Source organism: Paenibacillus sp. PK1-4R (assembly GCF_030369595.1).
GTDB lineage: Bacteria > Bacillota > Bacilli > Paenibacillales > Paenibacillaceae > Paenibacillus.
The window spans coordinates 1147348-1166705 of record NZ_CP126535.1 but is presented as its reverse complement, the minus strand read 5'-3'; the positions used below and the strand labels follow the sequence as shown (position 1 = coordinate 1166705).

At 43.9% G+C, this 19358-nt stretch carries 15 protein-coding genes; 2 read left to right on the top strand and 13 right to left on the bottom strand.

What is annotated here, in order from left to right; translation table 11 throughout:
* Positions 1 to 3: 3 nt before the first annotated feature.
* The 5 genes from dptF to QNO02_RS04810 form a co-directional block, all read right to left on the bottom strand.
* Entirely contained in the window at positions 4 to 1785 is a 1782-nt protein-coding gene (dptF, locus tag QNO02_RS04830; protein WP_289391281.1) for a DNA phosphorothioation-dependent restriction protein DptF, read from the bottom strand.
* Positions 1786 to 2122: 337 nt separating this feature from the next.
* Positions 2123 to 5260: a DUF3427 domain-containing protein gene (locus QNO02_RS04825; RefSeq protein WP_289391280.1), complete on the bottom strand. Its 3138-nt coding sequence runs from the start codon at positions 5258 to 5260 to the stop codon at positions 2123 to 2125.
* Between the two features lie 261 nt (positions 5261 to 5521).
* Entirely contained in the window at positions 5522 to 5998 is a 477-nt protein-coding gene (locus QNO02_RS04820; protein WP_289391279.1) for a hypothetical protein, read from the bottom strand.
* A gap of 83 nt (positions 5999 to 6081) precedes the next feature.
* On the bottom strand, positions 6082 to 6579 hold the full coding sequence (locus QNO02_RS04815) for a hypothetical protein (RefSeq protein WP_289391278.1): 498 nt from the start codon (positions 6577 to 6579) through the stop codon (positions 6082 to 6084).
* Entirely contained in the window at positions 6579 to 7778 is a 1200-nt protein-coding gene (locus QNO02_RS04810) for a WXG100 family type VII secretion target (RefSeq protein ID WP_289391277.1), read from the bottom strand. The genes QNO02_RS04815 and QNO02_RS04810 overlap by 1 nt, the downstream gene beginning before the upstream one ends.
* A gap of 498 nt (positions 7779 to 8276) precedes the next feature.
* Between QNO02_RS04810 and QNO02_RS04805 the strand changes: the two genes are divergently transcribed.
* Positions 8277 to 8687, top strand: a complete 411-nt coding sequence (locus tag QNO02_RS04805) for a hypothetical protein (RefSeq protein WP_289391276.1) — start codon at positions 8277 to 8279, stop codon at positions 8685 to 8687.
* A 361-nt stretch (positions 8688 to 9048) separates the two neighbouring features.
* On the opposite strand, the gene QNO02_RS04800 is transcribed toward QNO02_RS04805, so the two are convergent.
* The 6 genes from QNO02_RS04800 to QNO02_RS04775 all read right to left on the bottom strand — a co-directional run bounded on the left by QNO02_RS04800 (position 9049) and on the right by QNO02_RS04775 (position 12592).
* Complete coding sequence (locus QNO02_RS04800; RefSeq protein ID WP_091034485.1) at positions 9049 to 9333, bottom strand: DUF4183 domain-containing protein; 285 nt, start codon at positions 9331 to 9333, stop codon at positions 9049 to 9051.
* 82 nt (positions 9334 to 9415) lie between these two features.
* Positions 9416 to 10300, bottom strand: a complete 885-nt coding sequence (locus QNO02_RS04795) for a DUF4183 domain-containing protein (protein ID WP_289391274.1) — start codon at positions 10298 to 10300, stop codon at positions 9416 to 9418.
* A gap of 352 nt (positions 10301 to 10652) precedes the next feature.
* Positions 10653 to 11543: a permease prefix domain 1-containing protein gene (locus QNO02_RS04790; protein WP_289391273.1), complete on the bottom strand. Its 891-nt coding sequence runs from the start codon at positions 11541 to 11543 to the stop codon at positions 10653 to 10655.
* Positions 11530 to 11874, bottom strand: a complete 345-nt coding sequence (locus QNO02_RS04785) for a PadR family transcriptional regulator (RefSeq protein WP_289391270.1) — start codon at positions 11872 to 11874, stop codon at positions 11530 to 11532. The genes QNO02_RS04790 and QNO02_RS04785 overlap by 14 nt, the downstream gene beginning before the upstream one ends.
* Before the next feature lie 28 nt (positions 11875 to 11902).
* Entirely contained in the window at positions 11903 to 12100 is a 198-nt protein-coding gene (locus tag QNO02_RS04780; RefSeq protein ID WP_502921855.1) for a cation:dicarboxylate symporter family transporter, read from the bottom strand.
* 105 nt (positions 12101 to 12205) lie between these two features.
* Complete coding sequence (locus QNO02_RS04775; protein WP_289391269.1) at positions 12206 to 12592, bottom strand: DUF4362 domain-containing protein; 387 nt, start codon at positions 12590 to 12592, stop codon at positions 12206 to 12208.
* 281 nt (positions 12593 to 12873) lie between these two features.
* Between QNO02_RS04775 and QNO02_RS04770 the strand changes: the two genes are divergently transcribed.
* Positions 12874 to 14427 (top strand): stalk domain-containing protein, encoded by a 1554-nt coding sequence (locus tag QNO02_RS04770; protein ID WP_289391268.1) that lies wholly within the window; start codon positions 12874 to 12876, stop codon positions 14425 to 14427.
* A gap of 179 nt (positions 14428 to 14606) precedes the next feature.
* On the opposite strand, the gene QNO02_RS04765 is transcribed toward QNO02_RS04770, so the two are convergent.
* Positions 14607 to 18089: a glycoside hydrolase family 2 TIM barrel-domain containing protein gene (locus QNO02_RS04765; protein WP_289391267.1), complete on the bottom strand. Its 3483-nt coding sequence runs from the start codon at positions 18087 to 18089 to the stop codon at positions 14607 to 14609.
* Between the two features lie 257 nt (positions 18090 to 18346).
* Positions 18347 to 19354, bottom strand: coding sequence for a restriction endonuclease (locus QNO02_RS04760; protein ID WP_101314654.1), 1008 nt, complete (start codon positions 19352 to 19354; stop codon positions 18347 to 18349).
* Between the last annotated feature and the right edge of the window lie 4 nt (positions 19355 to 19358).

Here is a 19358-nt window from a genome sequence, read left to right as displayed (position 1 = left end):
TTCTCACATCTCCGTAAATGAGTATTGGTCGAATTGATCATCGTAATTCAGACGATATCGTTGTGACTTTCCAAATTTCTTACTTTCGAAGATCAATTCATTTTGGTCATTACCTTTACTACTTAATTGATCAATGAATTCAACAAACTTAATGAATTGGAATTTGTCTTTTTTGTTGGGGCGATACCCATTCTTAATCTGAATTAGTAAAGAATATAGTGAAAAATCAATATCTATTTCAACAGGCTCTCCGCCTTTGGGTTTGAAAGCAATCGTTAACATAGGGATAAATTTTGTTAATATGCTTTCTTCTCGCGGTTCAACACGTTCCAGAGCAGGTTCTATATCTAATTTTTGTAGCGCATAATAATGAGTTTGAGGCTGTCCAATCTGAACATAAATAAGTCCACCATGTCCCTCACCATTCCACTTATAAATGGCATCACGAACATCTTCCCTGTAGAGCTTGGACAACTTGCTCCACGCTTTCCTATTCCAATGGTACAGATAATTCATGTATTGGTCGTATACCTGATCTTCAAATGAATTATGGGGTTCTTGAGGAATTAAGTAGTATAAATAAATAAATAATTTTACCATTTCATTTCTAAAGGACATGTCCTTTTTGTCCTCACTCTTCCATGGAGAATGAGAAAGCAGAGATTTCGCAAAATGTGGTATACGATTCACATCAATATATTGACTAAATAGATCTGCGCCATCTTTGCTGGATTTAAAATCTATTAGATGTTGATCCAGTAACTCTGTACGATACTGAGTAGGATTAATTTGATTTATAGCCTGATGAATAGAAGATGCATCTTCACGATTAAATAATTGGAAAGGTAACAGACATGCTATATAGGTTTGAAAACCCTGAATCTGGATTAATTCCATCATCCTTTTATGATCAAGATTATCGAGTGAAGAAGGAACAAGTATATTGTAAACAAAGTCCAGTAACGCTCGGGTAGAAATAATCAGTTTTTCTTTGACCATTGCCTGGATTAATAAGTCGATAATTTTTTCTTGAATATCTTCATATTGTAGTAATTCATAATTCTGAATAATCGGATTTTGTAATGCGACGTCAGGATTTTCGTTCTTTTCTCTAAGATAAGCCTCGTAAAATGGATTTTGTTCCGTTTTCCGAGTGATTTTCTCCAAGATCCCTTTAATGTAGCTTGAACTAGATCCACTCTCCGTCAATTCATACATATGATAATCACTGAAGTTAACATATTTGAAAACATGATCATCTTTGAAAGCCTCTTCTGTAATCACGGATTCCATAATTTTTTTTGCATAAATATATTCCTTAAGTCTAGTGAACTTCTTACCTTCCTCAGCATCAATAAAGTTATTTAAAGCACCAAGGTTGATCGCTAAAATGATACTTTTCTTCTGCTCTCTATCAATCTCTTCATCAGAAAAAGGCTCAAGAACTTTAGCCAAAGTTTCAACAGAAGTTTTTCGTGGAGAAAAACTTTCAGTAGCATCATTATGTAAATAGAAACGGTCAGGATCAGCCAAAAAGTCATATTTGCTTTTTAGATAGGATAAGATATGTGATTTTCCATCACCAACTCCGCCACACACCAAAATCAATTGTGCCCGATTCGATTGATTGGCTTCTAAAATATAGTTTTCAAGTTCCTTTTCTACTGGTCTTTGAACATGCATATATTTTTTAAATTCACTGAATCCCTCAAGATTCTCTACAGCTTCCTTCGAAGACTGCTTACAGCGCTTAAGAACATCAATGAAATGAGTATTTGTAGACATGCCCCATCCTCCAAAACACATTTTTATAAATCTCCACAAAAAAAGACATAGTTCTCCTATAGGAACCATATCTGTCATCATACGCTGATTACTGTGTAATAGACCATACTTTGGTCCCGCATACATAAAGTCAAAAAGGAACTAATTCAATACATGCAATAATGCGAAGCACTAATCTACAATAAATGACCTTTTATAGGATAAATATACCACACTTATGGTTCTTAAGGTACAAAATTAAGATTTATAGGTATTATTTCCAAGAGACCTGCGCATGTTCGAATATGATTAGAACAAAAAGCCTACTTAGGATGTCTGATTTCTTTATAGTGCTAATTCACACAATACACTTATTCGCCACCGCTACCATTTTCGCAGGCATCTCTTCCCGCAGTCGCCATACAAAGCTCATTGGCTTATTCCCCTCATGACTCACATAATCCGCTTGCCCCAAGAAAACAAATGGAGACGTATAGCCATGCTCCTCCTTATATTCCCGCACGAACAGCGCAATCCGATTGCCCGTCTCTCGATGATGGATGTACCGCTGCGCGGTAGCTGTATGCTCCGACACCCGGCTCTGTGTCTGCCAGTGGAATAAACGCTCGTTGATCGCATAATCCTCATACAGCGTAGATGGAGAGAAATCTTTGTCCGATTTGTTCAATGTAATGAAGAAGATATCCGTCTGTTCGTCTGCAAAATACTTCACCCCTTCACGGAAGGCGGGTGATTGCTCAGCGTTCCAGTAGCCAAAGGCGGCAAGCACTTGGTCGATTGAGTACATACAGTGGATATCCAGTGGACAAGTGTACGGGAACGAATTGCTTTTATCCACAAATCGCAGATGAGCCAGATTATATTTGAAAATATCCACAAGCTCTGCCCGGAATGCCTCACAAGACAGCACACGCTGTACACCCTCTTCGATGCTGCTCATTCCCAACTTCTCAGGCGCAGCCCGGTGGAAGGTGTAATAGAACATGGTGACCATGCGCTGTTCATCGGCGGTGGTTGGTTCTTTGCCTTTTTCAACAAAGTCGATCAGGAACGTCAGCCAGCTTCGTGAGTTGATCGTCAGCACAGAGGGCAGTCTGCGGATGTACTCCTCGTGTTCACCCTCGATAGGTGGTGTTAATCCTGCTTCGGCCAACAGGCCGCGAAAATACCTTCTCCCCGTACGTCCACCATACAATTCATAGAGAGTCATCCCGTGATGTTCCACAAAATGAGCCAAGGTCAGTGGCAGTCCGGTGTCTTGCTGGAACGTTTGAAGTTTCTGGATCAACGCTCTGCGATTACGACTCATTTGCTTTAAGTTGCGCATAATGTATTCTTTCGCTTGCTTTTCCAAATGAATGAACGTGCCGCGTGGCAGGTTCGAAAAGCCGTTCTCGACGTAGTACGAGATGGAATGTTTGGTAGCTCCGATTAGAGCACGGAATTTATCCTGGAACCTGTACTCTTGATGCGCTTGCCCGATGAAATCCAGCACGGTCAGGCACTCTTTGCCCTCCGCCATCCGTAGTCCACGTCCCAACTGTTGCAGGAATACGGTCAGACTCTCGGTAGGACGCAGGAACAGGATGGTGTTCACTACTGGTATATCCACACCTTCATTGTACAGATCAACGACAAAGATCATGCGCAGTTCCCCGTTTACCAGTTGTCCTTTCGCAGAATGACGTTCCTGTTCGCTCGACCCACCATGCAGGGCTATGGATGGAATGCCGACTTCGTTAAATATTTTTGCCATATACATCGCATGATCCACCCCTACGCAGAAACCAAGCCCCTTCACATCGTCCAGATCGGTTACGTATTTGTTCAGACTTTGGATAATCTGGTTGGCACGGATTTTGTTATGGGTATAGAGCTTCTCTAGTTCATTCAGGTCGTAGCCTTTACGCGACCATTTCACCTGGGATAGATCGACGGTATCGGTGACGCCAAAATATTGAAAAGGACTCAGTAACTTCCGGTCAATTGCATCGGTTAGACGGATCTCGGCGGCAATCGTATGATCGAAGTAGGCGGTAATGTCTTTGCCATCCATCCGTTCAGGCGTCGCGGTGAGTCCCAGCAAAATCTTCGGTTCGTAATGGGACAACAGCTTCTGGTACGAAGGCGCTGCCGTATGATGGAATTCATCCACAATGATGTAATCGTAATAGTCTGGGCTTGTGATCTCCGTCAGCTTCATGGAGTTAAGACTCTGAATACTAACAAACAAGTGATCCAGCGCCTCTGCTCGGTAATTCCCGACATGCAGCTCACCAAAGTTCATATCCTTCAGGATATACCGGAACGTGTCCCGACTTTGCTTCAAGATTTCTTCCCGATGGGCGACAAAAAGAAGTTTAGCTCCCGCATGGCTTGCACGGAATCGCTTGTAGTCGAAGGCAGAGATGACCGTCTTGCCAACGCCTGTGGCGGCGACGATCAGATTGCGGGTTCGTCCGTACAGCGTACGCTCGGCGTCCAACTGTTCCAGCACTTCTTTTTGATAATCGTAAGGCTGGATGTCGAGGTGAAAGTGGTTGGACTGATCTTTTTTGCGATTCAGAGCCTCCTTCAACTGTGCCTCATGTCCCTCATCTTCAGCTACATACCGAGTAAATTCGCGGTCATTCCAGTAACTCTCGAAGGTCGCTTCAATCTTGCGCAGCACGTCGAGTGACTCCTTCTCCGTCACCTTGAGGTTCCACTCCATACCACTGGTCAGCGCCGGGTTGGATAGGTTAGAGGAGCCGACATAAGCTGTAGTGAAGCCAGTATCACGGTGGAAAATGTACGTTTTGGCGTGTAGGCGGGTCACTTTGGTATCATAGGAAATCTGGATCTCTGTGTTAGGTAATTTGCTAAGTTCGGTAATAGCTTTGAGGTCGGTTGCTTCCATGTATGTAGTTGTGATGATACGTAGCTTCCCGCCGCCTGCTGTAAATTGCTGAAGCTGTTCCAGAAGCAGGCGAAGCCCGCTGAATTTGATAAATGACACCAACCAGTCGATCCGATCGGATGTCACGATCTCCTTCTGCAGCTCCAATAACATACTCGGCTCGGACTTGGCACCTGTGAACAAAGAGCTTTGGGAGATAGGCGTATCTGGACGAACGATCTTGGTATCCCTGACCGCACGAATGCTGTTCAGCTTGGAATACACATGGGTCAGTACTTCCCCCTGCTCATCCAGTTGCAATTCATTGTACTCTTCTTCCCCAAGCGTGCCTTTCAGGGTAGCAATAATCTCATTACACGTTCGGATCTGCGCTAACACTGCTGTCTTATCTTCTGTCTGTTCCCGTACAATCTTGAGCGCTCGCCGGGTCACCGCCGCCAAATACGTGGACAATAGTTTGCGTGCTTCCTCTGCATCCAACTTCTCAGTCCCAATGTTATACACATCCGGGTCCAGCTCCGAAATCTCCTGCCTGGTGATTGTGTTGATAAGCTGTTCATATATGCCTTGTTTCATGAATGTACCTCGTGTGGGTGTAGGATGGTTGTGGATAGTTCTCTATGTATAGGGTTCGCTAAAAATTACTTCTTCTATATTATCGACCAACCTGTGGAAGATTTCATTAGTTGTTTTGATTTCATAGAAAAAGCACCTCTACTTATGGTCTGGTAGAAGTGCTTAATGATATGACTTTAAATCATGCATAGATATGTGCAACTCATACCATCTTTTCACTGTATCAATTAGAATTATAAGTTAGTATGACAGTCTTCTCTCTTAAATTGAAAATAAGGTTATCATCTTATCTTTAATAGAGATTGATAAGTAATTGCTTGTTTTTTGAGTTTGAATATCAACACACAGGTTAGTTATCTCCTTTTGAAGTACCAAAAGCTCGGCTGGAATAACAAAAATATTCATTTTCTTTATATTCAGACCCTCATCAATTTCAATCTCAATTCTCTTTATATCGTCGTCAGCACGCAAAATATCACCTAGACAATAGACAATCTTGTCTTCTCTAGCCTCCTTAACCACTTTTTCTCCTAATAACCCTAAGAGAACTTGATAATTCGGATCTCCGTCTTTAAATATATTAATTAACTCAATGATTAGGTCATTCAGAGAAATATTTCTTAATTTCTCTTCCATCCTCTCTCTTGAATCATCTAGAAACCACGATTCGAGGTCCACTGGTGTATCGTCTATTATCCCCGGAAAATAGGGCTTAGTGTAAAGGAAATCTTTTTTCATTGTTTAACCTACCTTTTAGTTCAAGCAACTCTACTTTTCGTCTGGTAGAAATGACTATATAACTTTAATCTTAACTTTGTTTGTTACGTTTCATTTGAATCAAGCTTTGGGTTCTTATAGCACCAATCTGGGTGATACGGTAACGATTTTAATTTCTTCATATCTTCCCAACTGTAGACCCAATCATAATCTGTGACCCAAAAATAATCTTCGGGGTTTAGCTTGAGATATTCGTAAATAAAATTAAAAATAAGTTCTTGAACGCCGTATATTTCCTCAATGCAACCAACTTTGCAAATTTTTCTATTTTGTTCTAATCCAACATCCTCATTATAGTAAAATTCTATACTCGGATTATCTGTTGCATCTACGTAATATACAAATGAACATCCGTTTTCTTTAACCAATTTATGACTAATATTCATTGTAGTCGATAGAAATTGACCATCCATTGAATAATTTTTACTGTTGTGAAAGTTGAGCATTGCATCAGCATTAAATGCTGCAACTATTGAATCAGCCAATAGTTTTTCAGTTGTATATTTTCTGTGATCCATTAAGATATATGCTGAAGTTCCCATTAATTTATTATCCCCTTTAGCTCTTCTAATGAATTAACAATTGTTACTCCTTGCTTTCTAATGTCTTCTAGCATTTTGGCATTCTCTGGTCTCAAATTTGTCAATGGCTTATCAATGTAAAGGATTACCTTCTTTTGTTCTGGATTAAAAAAGAAATCATGGTTTTCATTTGTCAATTTATTAAACTGATCTTCTTTTACTGCCTTAATTGATGCTTTGACCTCAATTATTGCATTTTTTGTCACTACATCTAAATCTCCAGCAGCTTCGCCATTTTCCTTTAGAACTTTTTGCCCAAAACCCGTGACCTCCTGCTCTTTTCTTACGAAGTCAGCAACTTTTGCTTCAGTAGCCTTGCCAACATCCAAGCTATCTAAAAAGCTATCAATATCACGATTGATATTCTTGGGATGCTGATCAACCCAAGTTAATTCATTATTAGCCGTATTCGTATATTTTGTTTTATTTCCATCCCTAACTATACTACCGACATTCGAAGCTTGTCCTGCCCCCTCAATTCCTTTCCCTTTCTCCGGCTTGCCTCCACCTGATGATCCAATGTCGTCCTTCGAACGAAAGGCTTTGCCAAATAAAACATACGCAAGGGCCTGTCCCGTCATCGCTCCACCGTAATACCCTGCGCCACTCTCATCGATCTGCTTCTTCTGCTCTTCTACAAATTTCTCTATATCTGACCTCGCCGTTCCCGTACCCCAAGCGGTATCCCATGCAAACTGAATACCACGCCCAACGTCTACAACTTTGCCCACTGTCATGGCATATGCCACACTGCTTAATGTACTGAACGGGTTCTCGAAGAAAGCTTCTGCCGTCTGACCCATTCCCGTTATTGTTTCTCCTACTGATTTATCAAGCAGCCCTACAGCGAAATTTCGCTTTAGTTCCTCTGGAATGTACAGCGCAACCTCGCCTGAGCCGTCCGTTGTTTTGAAGTTCTTCGCGATAAACGTAAACTCTTTCTGGATTTCGTCCAACAGCCCGATTGTAGTCGGGAACACTTCTTTCACCTGCATAAAATCCCAGAAGAAACGCTCTCCTGTCACACCCGACCACTCGGATTGCAACATATAAATTGATTTCTCCAGTTCCCAGACCATTCGCTCCAGTTCCTGTTTCTTCTGCTGGACCAACCGGGCCTTTTCCTCCAATAGATCGGGATGTACCTCGATTCGCTGCATTTCCTTATCACCCGCCAACCTGACCGTAGTTTATGTACCTAAATTTTAACAAGTGAGAAGGAGGATTGGAATCAAACGGAAGGATCATTTCCTCAGAGGTTATCCGGTCGTTGGGCGATATCCCTTAGGCAGCTATTTTGCGCATTAGTGCATGTTCAGCATCGCTTGAATACCACGTCTATGAAGCCGAATTCAACTTCCTCCTTGCAATCCATTTCCCTCATAACGTCAATAACACAAGCACTAATACACCCATAATAGAGACTGAACTTCATCATATGAACCAATGTATACAAGGTAGAAAAGACAAACGGGAGGATGGGTATGCAACGATTAGCTGTTCCAGCACTCTGCCCGTTAGTTATATGACATTCACTACTCGTGTAGCGAGGAGATGAAGATACAGCAGAAGGCCATTTCTTTTTGTTCTCCTATGAACCCAATCAAAATGAATTTAATAACATAACATAAACTATCACTTATAGGAGGTTGATATTTATGACACTAGTAAAATATTCTACTGGTCCAGTTGAAAATGCTATTAATTTGGCGACAGTTCCCGGTGAGTCCAGAACTTTTTTCGCGAAGGCAGTTAATAATGGAAGCAGCAATGCTACGGTACGTGTTCGATTATTCCGTTTGAATGGAGCAAAAGCTCTGGTTAGCACATTTACTTTCACTCTTGCACCAGGCTCTTCTAGCTTCCGGGTTCTGAATGTTGCTAATTTGGTTCAATTTGAAGTTGAGTATACTACAAACAGCAAACATGTCCTTGTGTCAGGATGGGGTAAAAATGCAACTGGCCGACTGGTTGCAGCTCATCGCTTTTCACCTACAGAATTGGCTAAGAAAAGTTTCGGCAAGCACTCTAAGCACTCTAAGCACTATAAACATTATAAAAAGCATTAATCATAATCAGTAGATTGGAGATCCACCTGCTTCTACAGAGGTGGGTCTTTTGGGTTTATGTTTCAGATTTTGTCGACCTTCTATTATTTGTATTAAAGCTCTCTTGTTTTATCGATACATAAATCAAAAAAAGCCGCCATATAGGCGACTTTCTAAGCGATTATGTTCTTGTCATCGGACACTTGAGAGTTTCTTTAGTCACCATAACTTTGTAGTTGGGCAACATCCTTGGGTAACTATTTTTGCACATTAATGCATGGATGAATGCCGTTGAGTCGACTGGGTATCTTGTACAAAAAGAAAGACTTCTATCACAGATAGAAGTCGCACAAGATAACGATACAGTAGGATTAAATCTTCTTTAAGACACTACAAATTGTACAACAATTGGAGTTCCATCATTTAATGCATCTCCACCGGGAATTGTAATTGTAGTCGTCGTAGCCGAGGACGTATCTGCTGTTTGCATAAGGCCATTAATATAAAGATTGTAGTAGTTGTAGGTGCCTGGAAATGCGGTTGCAGCTACACCAGCGTCGTTTGTAAAGGCAGTCGCAGCAATGGCAAACGTTGCTCCAGTGCCGGTCCCATCACCAATGGTTGCAGCAAATCTCAAACTGTTCTGAAATGGTGTCACAAGTGGCATGTTTCTCACCTCCTACCTAACATAGTATATGTGGTAGGTTTGGGAGTAGTGAAGGCAAAGGAACCAGCAACTAAAACCAATTTTAACCATTTATTATATTGACTGTTATTATAATGATCTCTATAGTAATAGGTGTCCCTGCAAAGATCACACCGTTTTGTGACGAAAAAAACAAACTCTCAGCACTTACATCGTATGAGTTTCCTTGTTGGACGATCCCGTTGATATATAGATTGTTAAAACTGTTAAGTCCAATTCCGGCAAATTCGGTTATGCTGCCGCCATCGTCATTTGTGAATGCTGTGGCAGGAATTGTAACTGAGGCCGACAAATCCAGATCGGTGTCCGGAAAATAGAAGTAACGGTTTGCCGTAGGAATGATTTCAATTCCGGGTACGGTGCCCGGTGGACCTTGCTCACCTGGGGGACCCGTTGGTCCTTGGACTCCGGGAGTTCCCGGTTGACCTGGCTCACCCTGAGGACCTGCGGGGCCCTGGGCTCCGGGAAGCCCCGGTTGTCCCGGCTCACCCTGAGGGCCAACTGGACCTTGCGCTCCGGGAACTCCCGGTTGTCCCGGCTCACCCTGAGGGCCAACGGGACCCTGTGCTCCGGGAAGCCCCGGTTGTCCCGGCTCACCCTGAGGGCCTGCGGGGCCTTGCGCTCCGGGAACTCCCCGTTGACCCGGCCCTCCTTGAGGACCAACTGGACCCTGCACTCCGGGAAGCCCCGGTTGACCCGGCTCACCTTGAGATCCGGCGGGACCCTGCGCTCCGGGAACCCCTTGTTGACCCGGCCCGCCGTGAGGGCCTGCGGGGCCTTGGGCACCTGCCACACCTTGCGTTCCAGGGAGACTCACCGTCTCCAATTCATGTTGTCTCAACGGAGCGAGCAGGGGGCCGGGCTCACAACATACCGGGTTGCTACCCATCCCTCTCGGTAATGAAATGACTTTTTTGTCACGGGCCATTTTCTGTGATCTTAATGGACGCTTCAGTGAGCAGCGCTTTCTCCGATAAGATCTACGGATAATATGGCATTTCTTTCGTTTTCCCAAGTGTTTTTTTCTGCATTTCGACGTAGAACGACTGGGCCTTAATTTGTTGAGGGTGGCTGTCCTCTTGTTCAGATATTTCAAAATGGTCATCTCCTTAGGCCAAGGCACACAGTATATATGCCCTATACTATGTCCTTAGCACATTCGGAGAGTGTGCGAATAACTATGAGGGAAGCCCAATAAAAAAGACAAGAGTCTTGCTATAGTTGTCCTTTGTCTTGCCAGCATGGCTTCATTGTCTAATTATGAGGGATGCGGAATACCCTTATGAAGCGGAGCTCAACTTCCTTTTTGCCGTCCAATAGCTCCAACCTTGGAATACTACACACAACGCTACCGCCATGGTCAAACTCATCCCCATCTCCAACACTCGCTGCATATTCCCATTCAGGAAAACGCTGTACCCCTGAGTCACCGCGGAACTGAACTGCTCTGAGGCAAAAAATACATAATAGAGACTAAACATCAGCATATGAACAAAGGTATACATGATGGAAAAGGCAAAGGGAAGAATGGATATATACTTATTTTTACTTATCGCAAACATAATGAGTGCCTGTGCACCCAAGAAGATAGAGGCGATCAAGGTGGACCCCAATCCACCAGACGTATGAAGCACGCCACTAAAAAATAACTTTTCAAACATATTAAACGTAAGTCCTTCACCCCAATAATGATACATCACCTGAAAATAAGCTTGCAGATACCCTAAAGTGAATAACAGGGGCACAGATAACAGGCAAAGACGATCCACACGTTTGCGCGTAAACACAAGACAGGCACCTAACGCACACACCGTAATCCAAAAAATAGGCATTAATTCGATATACCGATTATGCACACCATATCGATTCGCGATTAGTCCACCCGCCAGTGTTACAATGAATAGGAGCAAACCTGCTAAGGCACAGCCAAAAATCATTTTCATGTTGAATCCATACGTTTCTTTGGTTACCGTTTTGCGCAGTTCTGAGATAGAGCCAAATTGTTGAATGGAATGTTCGATGGCCTCCGTCTCTCCCAACCCCTGGCGCTTTAGATGATCCACCGAGGAATAGAGGTGAGCGGCCATTTCTTCTCTCCACTCAGACTTTTCCCTCTTCGTTAAAAATGTAAATCGAAGTACTTGATCCAAATACTGTTCAATGACTTCCATGCAGATCCCCTCCCAAGAATATATCAATAATCTTGATGTTCTCCGTCCATGTTGTCCTCAATGTGTTGAGCTGAGTTTGGCCATCCGGGGTGATTCGGTAATATCGCCGCCGCGGTCCACTAATTTGCTCTCCCCAATAACCCTCTATGTATCCATTAGCCTCCATACGTTTCAGTGCCGGATACAACGTGCCTTCTTTTAGATCAAACTGACCATTGGTCTCGTCATTCACCGTTCTGGATATTTCGTATCCATATGCATCCTGCTTATTCAGTACAGACAGTACAATTCCATCGATGTATCCTTTAATCATTTCGTTTCTCAGCTTCACACACCACCTACTATGCATTTCTATGTAGTTAAGCATAACAAACAAATATTGTAAAAAGCAATCTTATGGAGCCAATTGTCTCAAAATAAATCTTATTCAACGTTGCACGCAACGATACGAAGCCGGAATCGGTAACTCCGGCAGCGCCTTTGGAGGTCAGCATCAGTACATCGAGCAGTACCAGCACCTGGGTAATGGTAAGCTCCACCCCATATGCCTGAGCCATGAACATCGCCGGCTCAGGTAGACCGAACCCATCATTTTACCGATGGAGAACAGTTAGCCTGCGCCGGAATTGCCAATCGTATATACCATAGCCCCGAAGGTTCATTTACAACTTAGGCATCCAAAAGGGGTTCTCTTCCTTCTCACACCCGGTTAACACGTAAAAAATATGTCCCTGCTCACTCTTCATCGTACCGATCCCTTTGCAGATGTCGGTCTTCACTTCCTGTTTGGAGCCATAGGCATCCCTTGAGTTATCGTAAGTCGATTGAATAGCTGTACCATCATAGATCAATTCCTGGATAATGGGCCCACCTTCAATGGTATACATCGTCACACGAACCTGATCCTGCTGTTTTTTCTCCACATTCTTCATAAATGTATTCCACTTATCCCCGTTCCGCATCCCTCCATGAAGCACAACCACATCCCCGCTTTGCTCCGCTTGCTCTGGATTATGGGGCTCAATAATTTCTGGGAATGATTTCGTCATTACTGGAAAATCCACTTTCTGATCATTTGCCTCACATGCTGTTAACACTATTAAAACTAACAAAACCGTAAGCAGCACTCTCTTCATCTAATCACCTCATCTTTATGACGCTAAAGACTACGTGCAGGTTACCTAATTTCTGTTAGGAAGACTGTAATAATACCTAACCCTCTTCAATATAAAGGAAATTTTATCACTTGTATGTAACTTCATCCCTTCATAGAGCGTTTAGAAAGAAAGGCAACATTCATGCCCAACTCATCCGAAAACGAGGCGATATCATGCAATCGGTAAACTCATCCGATCACATAGCAAAAGAAAAACGCTCCACTTCACGCTTGAATAATCGATCCAAGGGTAACGGTAAAAAGACCCATCGATTCACCATTGCAATAGCTACAACATTAGTTGTGTCAAGCCTGCTGATGGAGCTAGCTGATGTGCCAACGACTCATGCAGCCACTAACATGTCCCCCTCCACTAGTAACACCTCTGTTCAACCGACTTCATCAAGCAGTGTAGAGAAGAAACTTTACTATACCGCTTTACAGGGTGCTTATTATTACACAGTCGCATTGAGAAGTGACGGTTCTGTATGGGCCTGGGGCCGTAATCTCTGGGGAGAACTTGGTGTGAGCGACAACGTTCGATATCGTCATACATTTAGTCCGATTCGTATTCCCAAATTATCCAATGTAACAGTTATTTCATCCTCCGGTGGTGGGAACAACGCAGCCATTCAAGCAGATGGAACCATCTGGGAGTGGGGTAACGGCAACATGCCACGTCAAGTGCCTAATATTACCTCTGCCACGAATGTTAGCATAGGGGCTTTCTCAACCATCGCCCTTCTCCAGGATGGAACCGTTCGGTCTTGGCAAAACCCGCCTCAAGCCGTAGCCCTGGAACAGACACGTAAGCTACAGACGATCAGTGGACTAAAAGATATCATTCAAGTTGAATCCGCTGGCCTGCACGGCTATGCTCTGAAAAAAGATGGCTCCGTATGGACATGGAACGAGCCAAACGAACCCGGTAAAGCCCCTTCCAAACCAACCAAATTAAAAGATTTGTACAACATATCCTCGATCACCGGTGCAGATGCATCTCTACTTGCATTGGATAAGAAGGGAAAGGCTTGGCAGCTAGACCTAGGGGGCAAAGTCACCCCCTTTCATCACGAGCTCAAAGTGAAGAAGATGGATGCCAATTCAAGTTATACGTTGTTACTTACTACTTCTGGTCAGGTGTATAGCTATGGAAGGACAGTGACCGGCAAAGAAGGAAAATTAAACCATTTGTCTGGCATTACCGATGTTTCAGCGGGATATCACCATAGTCTTGCATTATCCTCCGAAGGGACTGTCTGGGGCTGGGGAAGTGATAAATATCAGGAAGCGGGAGGACCTGCAACATCTTCTGGAGGCATGGTCTACAAACCGGTTCAGGCCAAGCTCGGCACAGATGTTTATCTGAACGGTGAGCTGTTCCAGTCGATGTATCCCGCGGTGGAAACGCCCAAGACCGTACAATTACCAATCAAAGCAATCGCCGCAGTACTCGGAGCAAAATTTGAGGTTCATAAGGCGGAAGGTAGCCTTAGTTACTATACGTTAAAATATAACAATCGAACAATTACGATCTACCCTAAGGAAGCACATTATCAAATAACTTCCATGGATGAGTCTGGAGAGCAACTCATAGAGCTATCTGAACCCATCAATAACTACTCAGGAGCAACCACTGTACCTTTTGAAGTATTGCGTAGTTTGGGTTTGAACGTGTCCTGGGATCCAGAGAAAGCCAGGCTATCCATTGATGATGTGGACAAGTAAAGGTCAGGGCTCTAAACGAACGCTTTTACAACATCTGAATCCCCTTAACATATAAAAAATCCTCTTCAAGTAAACGGCTTGTTCGTAACGAACATCGTTTATTTGAAGAGGATTAATCTGTTTAACAACACACCGCTCAACGGAGCGATGGAGGATATTATTTTATTCCAAGTATGGTCTTATTTCTCGAATCGGAACCAGCCGAAGTCAAACTGACTGCCTGGCAGGAAGATAAAGCTTACTTTCTGCTCACCTTTCACTTGCTCAAGCTCAAACACCCGCTCCTCATATCCACCTGACTGGGTGAACTCAACCAACTGGTTGCTCTGTCCGTCCGCACCTGCGAAGCGAATATGAATCGTATTTTTATCAATCGGTGAATGACCGTAGATCACGAGCTTGGATGTGCCTTCTGCCGTAAAGTCCATGTTTTCAAACTCCAGCGACACGTTGTTCCCGATGCCTTCAACACGATCATCTTCAATTTTGAACGTATCTCCATAGAGATGGTCACAGGATGTAGCCGCATTCTGTTCAAAGGCCCGACTTTGGCGTTCGAAAGAGAACCCTTTAATATGAATCTTCTGCTTCAGTACAAAACAGATCGATGTAATTCCGCTAAGACGTTTGGATAATTGGTATGTCTCTTCCTGATAGACATTCCATTGGGATTCCTTGTCATACACCACATCTGCGATCATCGTACTTCCCTCTTCATCCGGCATCCCTTCCCAGATCTGAATGAAGTACTCCTCAGTGGACAGCGTGAAAATAGGAATGGTAATCGTATCGGAGCCGTATGGTCCGAAGTCAATATTACGGAAGCCTACATGCGTCTCTCCGTCGCGACTTGTCGCTACCCCACGTTCGTTGCCGTTACCAACCTCACCTTTGGTGTAATCGTACAGTCCGCCCGTGATGAAGCCGTATGGATCTTTGTAAGCTGTTCCGAGACCGTCCGCCTTGAATTCCAGCTGGGAGATGAGTTTCGTTTTATCCGTACCGTTGGAACTGGTTGCGCGAAGTCGGAACTCCCCGTCACCTATAGCCGATACCTTCACCGCATGTTGATGCTCGCCGTTGTCGCCCGTTTCCGCTTGAACGGCTTCCACTTTGGCAATGTTGGATTCAATCCCCGCATCATTCACAACAGCCCATTCGATGTCCCGGTAGGAGGTGTTCTCCGGATACAGCTTGGCGGTTACAGTAAGCTCCGGGTTGGACGGATCGAGCAACTGTCCTGCAGTACTGATGATCTCAATTTTTCGCAAAGGAATCTCCTGAGCGTTCCCCGTCAGCACCGGACGTTGTTCATTGTTCATGAAGACAGTTTGCACTTGCTTCTCATCAACCAGTTCCGCATCCACAATACGCGATTCAAACTCAGCTAGAGCCCCTTCCAACCCTTCGGAAGAAACTTCAATTCGGACCGTTCCAGGTTCATTTGTTGCTCCGATAATCGCCATCAGTTTGCCGCTGAACAGTCTTCTACTCAATCCTTTGTATGGATCATAGTCGGTGCTGTCCCCGTTATCCAGACCCAGCAATCTTCCTGCACCCGTCACCTGAACTTGTACGCGGTTGTTTGCATTGTGAACTGGATTACCCGTTTCATCTTCAACATCAATTTCTACAAAAATCAGGTCTGTGCCATTCGCTTGTAACTGCTCCCGATCCGCTTGCAGACGAATTTTCTTCGCATCCGTATAGGATCTTTGCACATCGGTTGCAATGATCTCACCGTTCTCATCATAAGCGATCGCTTTCAGCTCGCCCTCTTCGTAAGGTACTTTCCACCAGCCGGATAGCTGTGTTCCATTGGCATGATCGATATCGTACGTGCCAATGGTTTTACCGTTGAGTTGCAGCTCAATCTTCGGCGCGTTGCTGCACACGCGTACATCAATAATCTGACCCGGGCTGAAATCCCAATAAGGGAACAGGTGAACCATCGGGCTTTTCTTATAATCCGTCCAAGCCGCTTGGTAGATGTAATAAGAGTCTTTCGGGAACGTTGCGGTATCCAGCTGTCCAAAATACGAATTCTTCGTATGATACGGTGTCGGCTCTCCGATATAATCGAATCCGGTCCACAGGAACTGCCCCAGCGAATACGGTGTATCCCGCTCTGCCAGAATGCAGTATTCTGCTGACTTCGCGCCCCAACTGGTCGTACTGTTACCCAAAGCCGAACACTGCTCATCGTCATCTGCCAGAATCGGCTGTTCGAATGGGAAATGATATATCCCACGACTCTGCACCACCGAAGACGTTTCACTACCATAGATGATCCAGTCCGGATGCTCTTCATGATGTTTGTCGTAGTACTTTTCCGCGTAGTTGTAACCTGCCAGCTTCACGATATCTGCACATTTTTGTGCATTTTCCCAAGGCATGTAGTTCGAACCAATTGTCACGCCAGCATTACCTTTTGGATCAAATTCCAGCACATAATCCATCAGCATCCGGGTTACTTCCTGTCCACGCTCATCCGCATGGGTATCATAGATTTCGTTCCCGATACTCCACATGATCAGACTGGCATGGTTACGGTCGCGCTTCACCCAGCTCTTCACATCCGTATGCACCCACTCTGGGAAAAATCTCGCATAATCGTATGGCGTTTTGGCACGTTCCCACATATCAAAAGCTTCAGACACAATCAGCATACCCATCTCATCCGCAAGTTCCATGAACTCTTTAGCAGGCATATTATGCGCGGTGCGGATGGCGTTAACACCCATTTCTTTGAGCAAAACGAATCTTCTACGCAATGCCGTCAGGTTAAACGCAGCTCCCAGTGCCCCGAGATCATGGTGTTCACACACGCCGTTCAGCTTCATCTTAACTCCGTTCAGGTGGAACCCTTCATTGGCATCCAGCTTGATATCCCGGAATCCAATACGCTGTGATACCGATTCAACTGTCCGTTCTTCCTGGTCATCCGAGGTCAATCGCAGCTCCGTCACCAGTTCATACAGATGCGGTGCATCCGGGCTCCACAAGTTTGGACTCTCCACAATGATCTGTTGGCTATCTGCCGATTCCACCACATTCTCACCCACCGAAGCCGTAACATTCGCTTGGCTGGATGCCACCATCTGACCTTCATACCGGATCGTATGCACCAGCTCTGCTTGCTGATTCTGTTCCAGGTTCAGCTCCGTATCCACTTCCACCTGCCAGCCATTCGGCTGCTGATTAATGGATACATAGATTCCATCCGTAACAATATGGTTGCGGTCTCTCGTCTTCAGCCAAACATGGCGATAGATTCCGGCCCCGGAATACCATCTGCTGTTCGGGCTCTGATGCACCACTTTGACAACAATCTCATTGTCGCCTTCCACCAGTGCATTCGTGATCTCATGTTCAAAAGCAGAATAGCCATACTTCCACTCCCCAACAAGCTGCCCGTTCACATACACCGAAGAGTCCATGTATACGCCATCAAAACAAAGCAAAAGCTGCTGCTCATCCTTCGTATAATGGAACGTCTTGCGGTACCATCCAATGCTGTCTTCATACAGTTCAAGCGTATTATATATCAGCCAATCATGGGGAAGCTCCACAGGTTCATACACCAGACCCGCAGGTTCCGTAACATCCAGCTTACTTTTCGCAAATTGCCATCCATCATTAAAAAGTCTCTTCTGATTCATGGTAGATTCTCACTTTCTTGAAGTAAATTATGATTGCGGTTACAACAACAGATATCACTTTTTCCGAAAACCTTTTCGGTAATACACAAGTATGACTATAACACATAACCCGATTATACCATCAGTCTCTTTCCTATACCTTCATTTCATAAGATTTTTTAGCCATAATGATGAACGTTTTATTCCCTGCAAGCATTGTAACTCTCGATGACAACAAACCAAAAAGGCAACCCTTCAACCGGGTCACCTTCTCTGTTCTATAAAGGCCAATATATCTTCTTTAGGGGCATTAATGATTTAGCCTCTGAATCAAATGCATCATAATGCTGATTAATCAGCTCTACCAGAAGATCTGCATCTACCAAAGAAACTGGAATGTTAGAACGTTCTGCTTCATACTTAGCCTCTCTGGTGAATCCCCCAGTTGAAACATAAACTCCTTGATCACCGGGTCTTAACCCCCCGATAAAACTTCGAATTTCATTGGATCCCATCGCGTTTTTCCTATGTTTAACTTCCACCATAATTCTAGGCTGTTGCAGCCCCAAACCATCTGGTGATGCAATAATATCTCTACCGCGATCAGGTCCTTTTACAGATATTCTTGTTTTGTATCCCATGCCTCTTAAGACACCAGCTACCAGACTCTGCATTTCTTCCCAATCTAAATGATTGAATTTGTCCTTTATAAATTCATGTGCTCTCTCAATTACATCTTCCTTGATTGTATCTAGTTCTGCCTGTTCTTTCTCAGTTTCTTCCGGTTGTGATTCAAAAGACTCAGCACTTTTGGATTTCAAAAAATGGATCAGTTCCTTCACTGTTTCATTTTGCAATGCAAAAAGAGTCATTATCGAACCTAGAGAATTACGTGTGTTCGCTGTTAAAACATCCCGATTAACTAGCCCGTTCCACAACACCTTTCTATAGTGATTTTTGTCCGAAATAACCCCTTCACCAAATTCATAGTCTGAAGTAATTTCCCCAATCAGATACTCGCGTGTTTGAGGATTATATGTAACAACCAAATCTCCTACTTTCATTTCATTAGCAAATCTGATTAACTGACCCGCTGTTATATTTACTTTGCCATCCTTATAGTCAGGATACTCGTCACGAAGTCGCTTCTTCACATCATCGATATGTCTCACTTGTGCCAATGAACCTACTTCATTCCAACCAATGGCTATCATCTGTGTTTCTTTGAACTCTTCAAAGAGATATGCATTCTCTCCGGCTCTAATAAACCAATTATTTTTACTCATAATT

Coding starts and splice junctions, on each gene's coding strand:
- QNO02_RS04825 (WP_289391280.1), bottom strand. CDS start 5,260: ATGAAACAAGGCATATATGAACAGCTTATCAACACAATCACCAGGCAG.
- QNO02_RS04795 (WP_289391274.1), bottom strand. CDS start 10,300: ATGGCCCGTGACAAAAAAGTCATTTCATTACCGAGAGGGATGGGTAGC.
- QNO02_RS04800 (WP_091034485.1), bottom strand. CDS start 9,333: ATGCCACTTGTGACACCATTTCAGAACAGTTTGAGATTTGCTGCAACC.
- QNO02_RS04810 (WP_289391277.1), bottom strand. CDS start 7,778: ATGCAGCGAATCGAGGTACATCCCGATCTATTGGAGGAAAAGGCCCGG.
- QNO02_RS04780 (WP_502921855.1), bottom strand. CDS start 12,100: ATGGCTCAGGCATATGGGGTGGAGCTTACCATTACCCAGGTGCTGGTA.
- QNO02_RS04815 (WP_289391278.1), bottom strand. CDS start 6,579: ATGGGAACTTCAGCATATATCTTAATGGATCACAGAAAATATACAACT.
- QNO02_RS04765 (WP_289391267.1), bottom strand. CDS start 18,089: ATGAATCAGAAGAGACTTTTTAATGATGGATGGCAATTTGCGAAAAGT.
- QNO02_RS04770 (WP_289391268.1), top strand. CDS start 12,874: ATGCAATCGGTAAACTCATCCGATCACATAGCAAAAGAAAAACGCTCC.
- QNO02_RS04805 (WP_289391276.1), top strand. CDS start 8,277: ATGACACTAGTAAAATATTCTACTGGTCCAGTTGAAAATGCTATTAAT.
- dptF (WP_289391281.1), bottom strand. CDS start 1,785: ATGTCTACAAATACTCATTTCATTGATGTTCTTAAGCGCTGTAAGCAG.
- QNO02_RS04820 (WP_289391279.1), bottom strand. CDS start 5,998: ATGAAAAAAGATTTCCTTTACACTAAGCCCTATTTTCCGGGGATAATA.
- QNO02_RS04775 (WP_289391269.1), bottom strand. CDS start 12,592: ATGACGAAATCATTCCCAGAAATTATTGAGCCCCATAATCCAGAGCAA.
- QNO02_RS04790 (WP_289391273.1), bottom strand. CDS start 11,543: ATGGAAGTCATTGAACAGTATTTGGATCAAGTACTTCGATTTACATTT.
- QNO02_RS04760 (WP_101314654.1), bottom strand. CDS start 19,354: ATGAGTAAAAATAATTGGTTTATTAGAGCCGGAGAGAATGCATATCTC.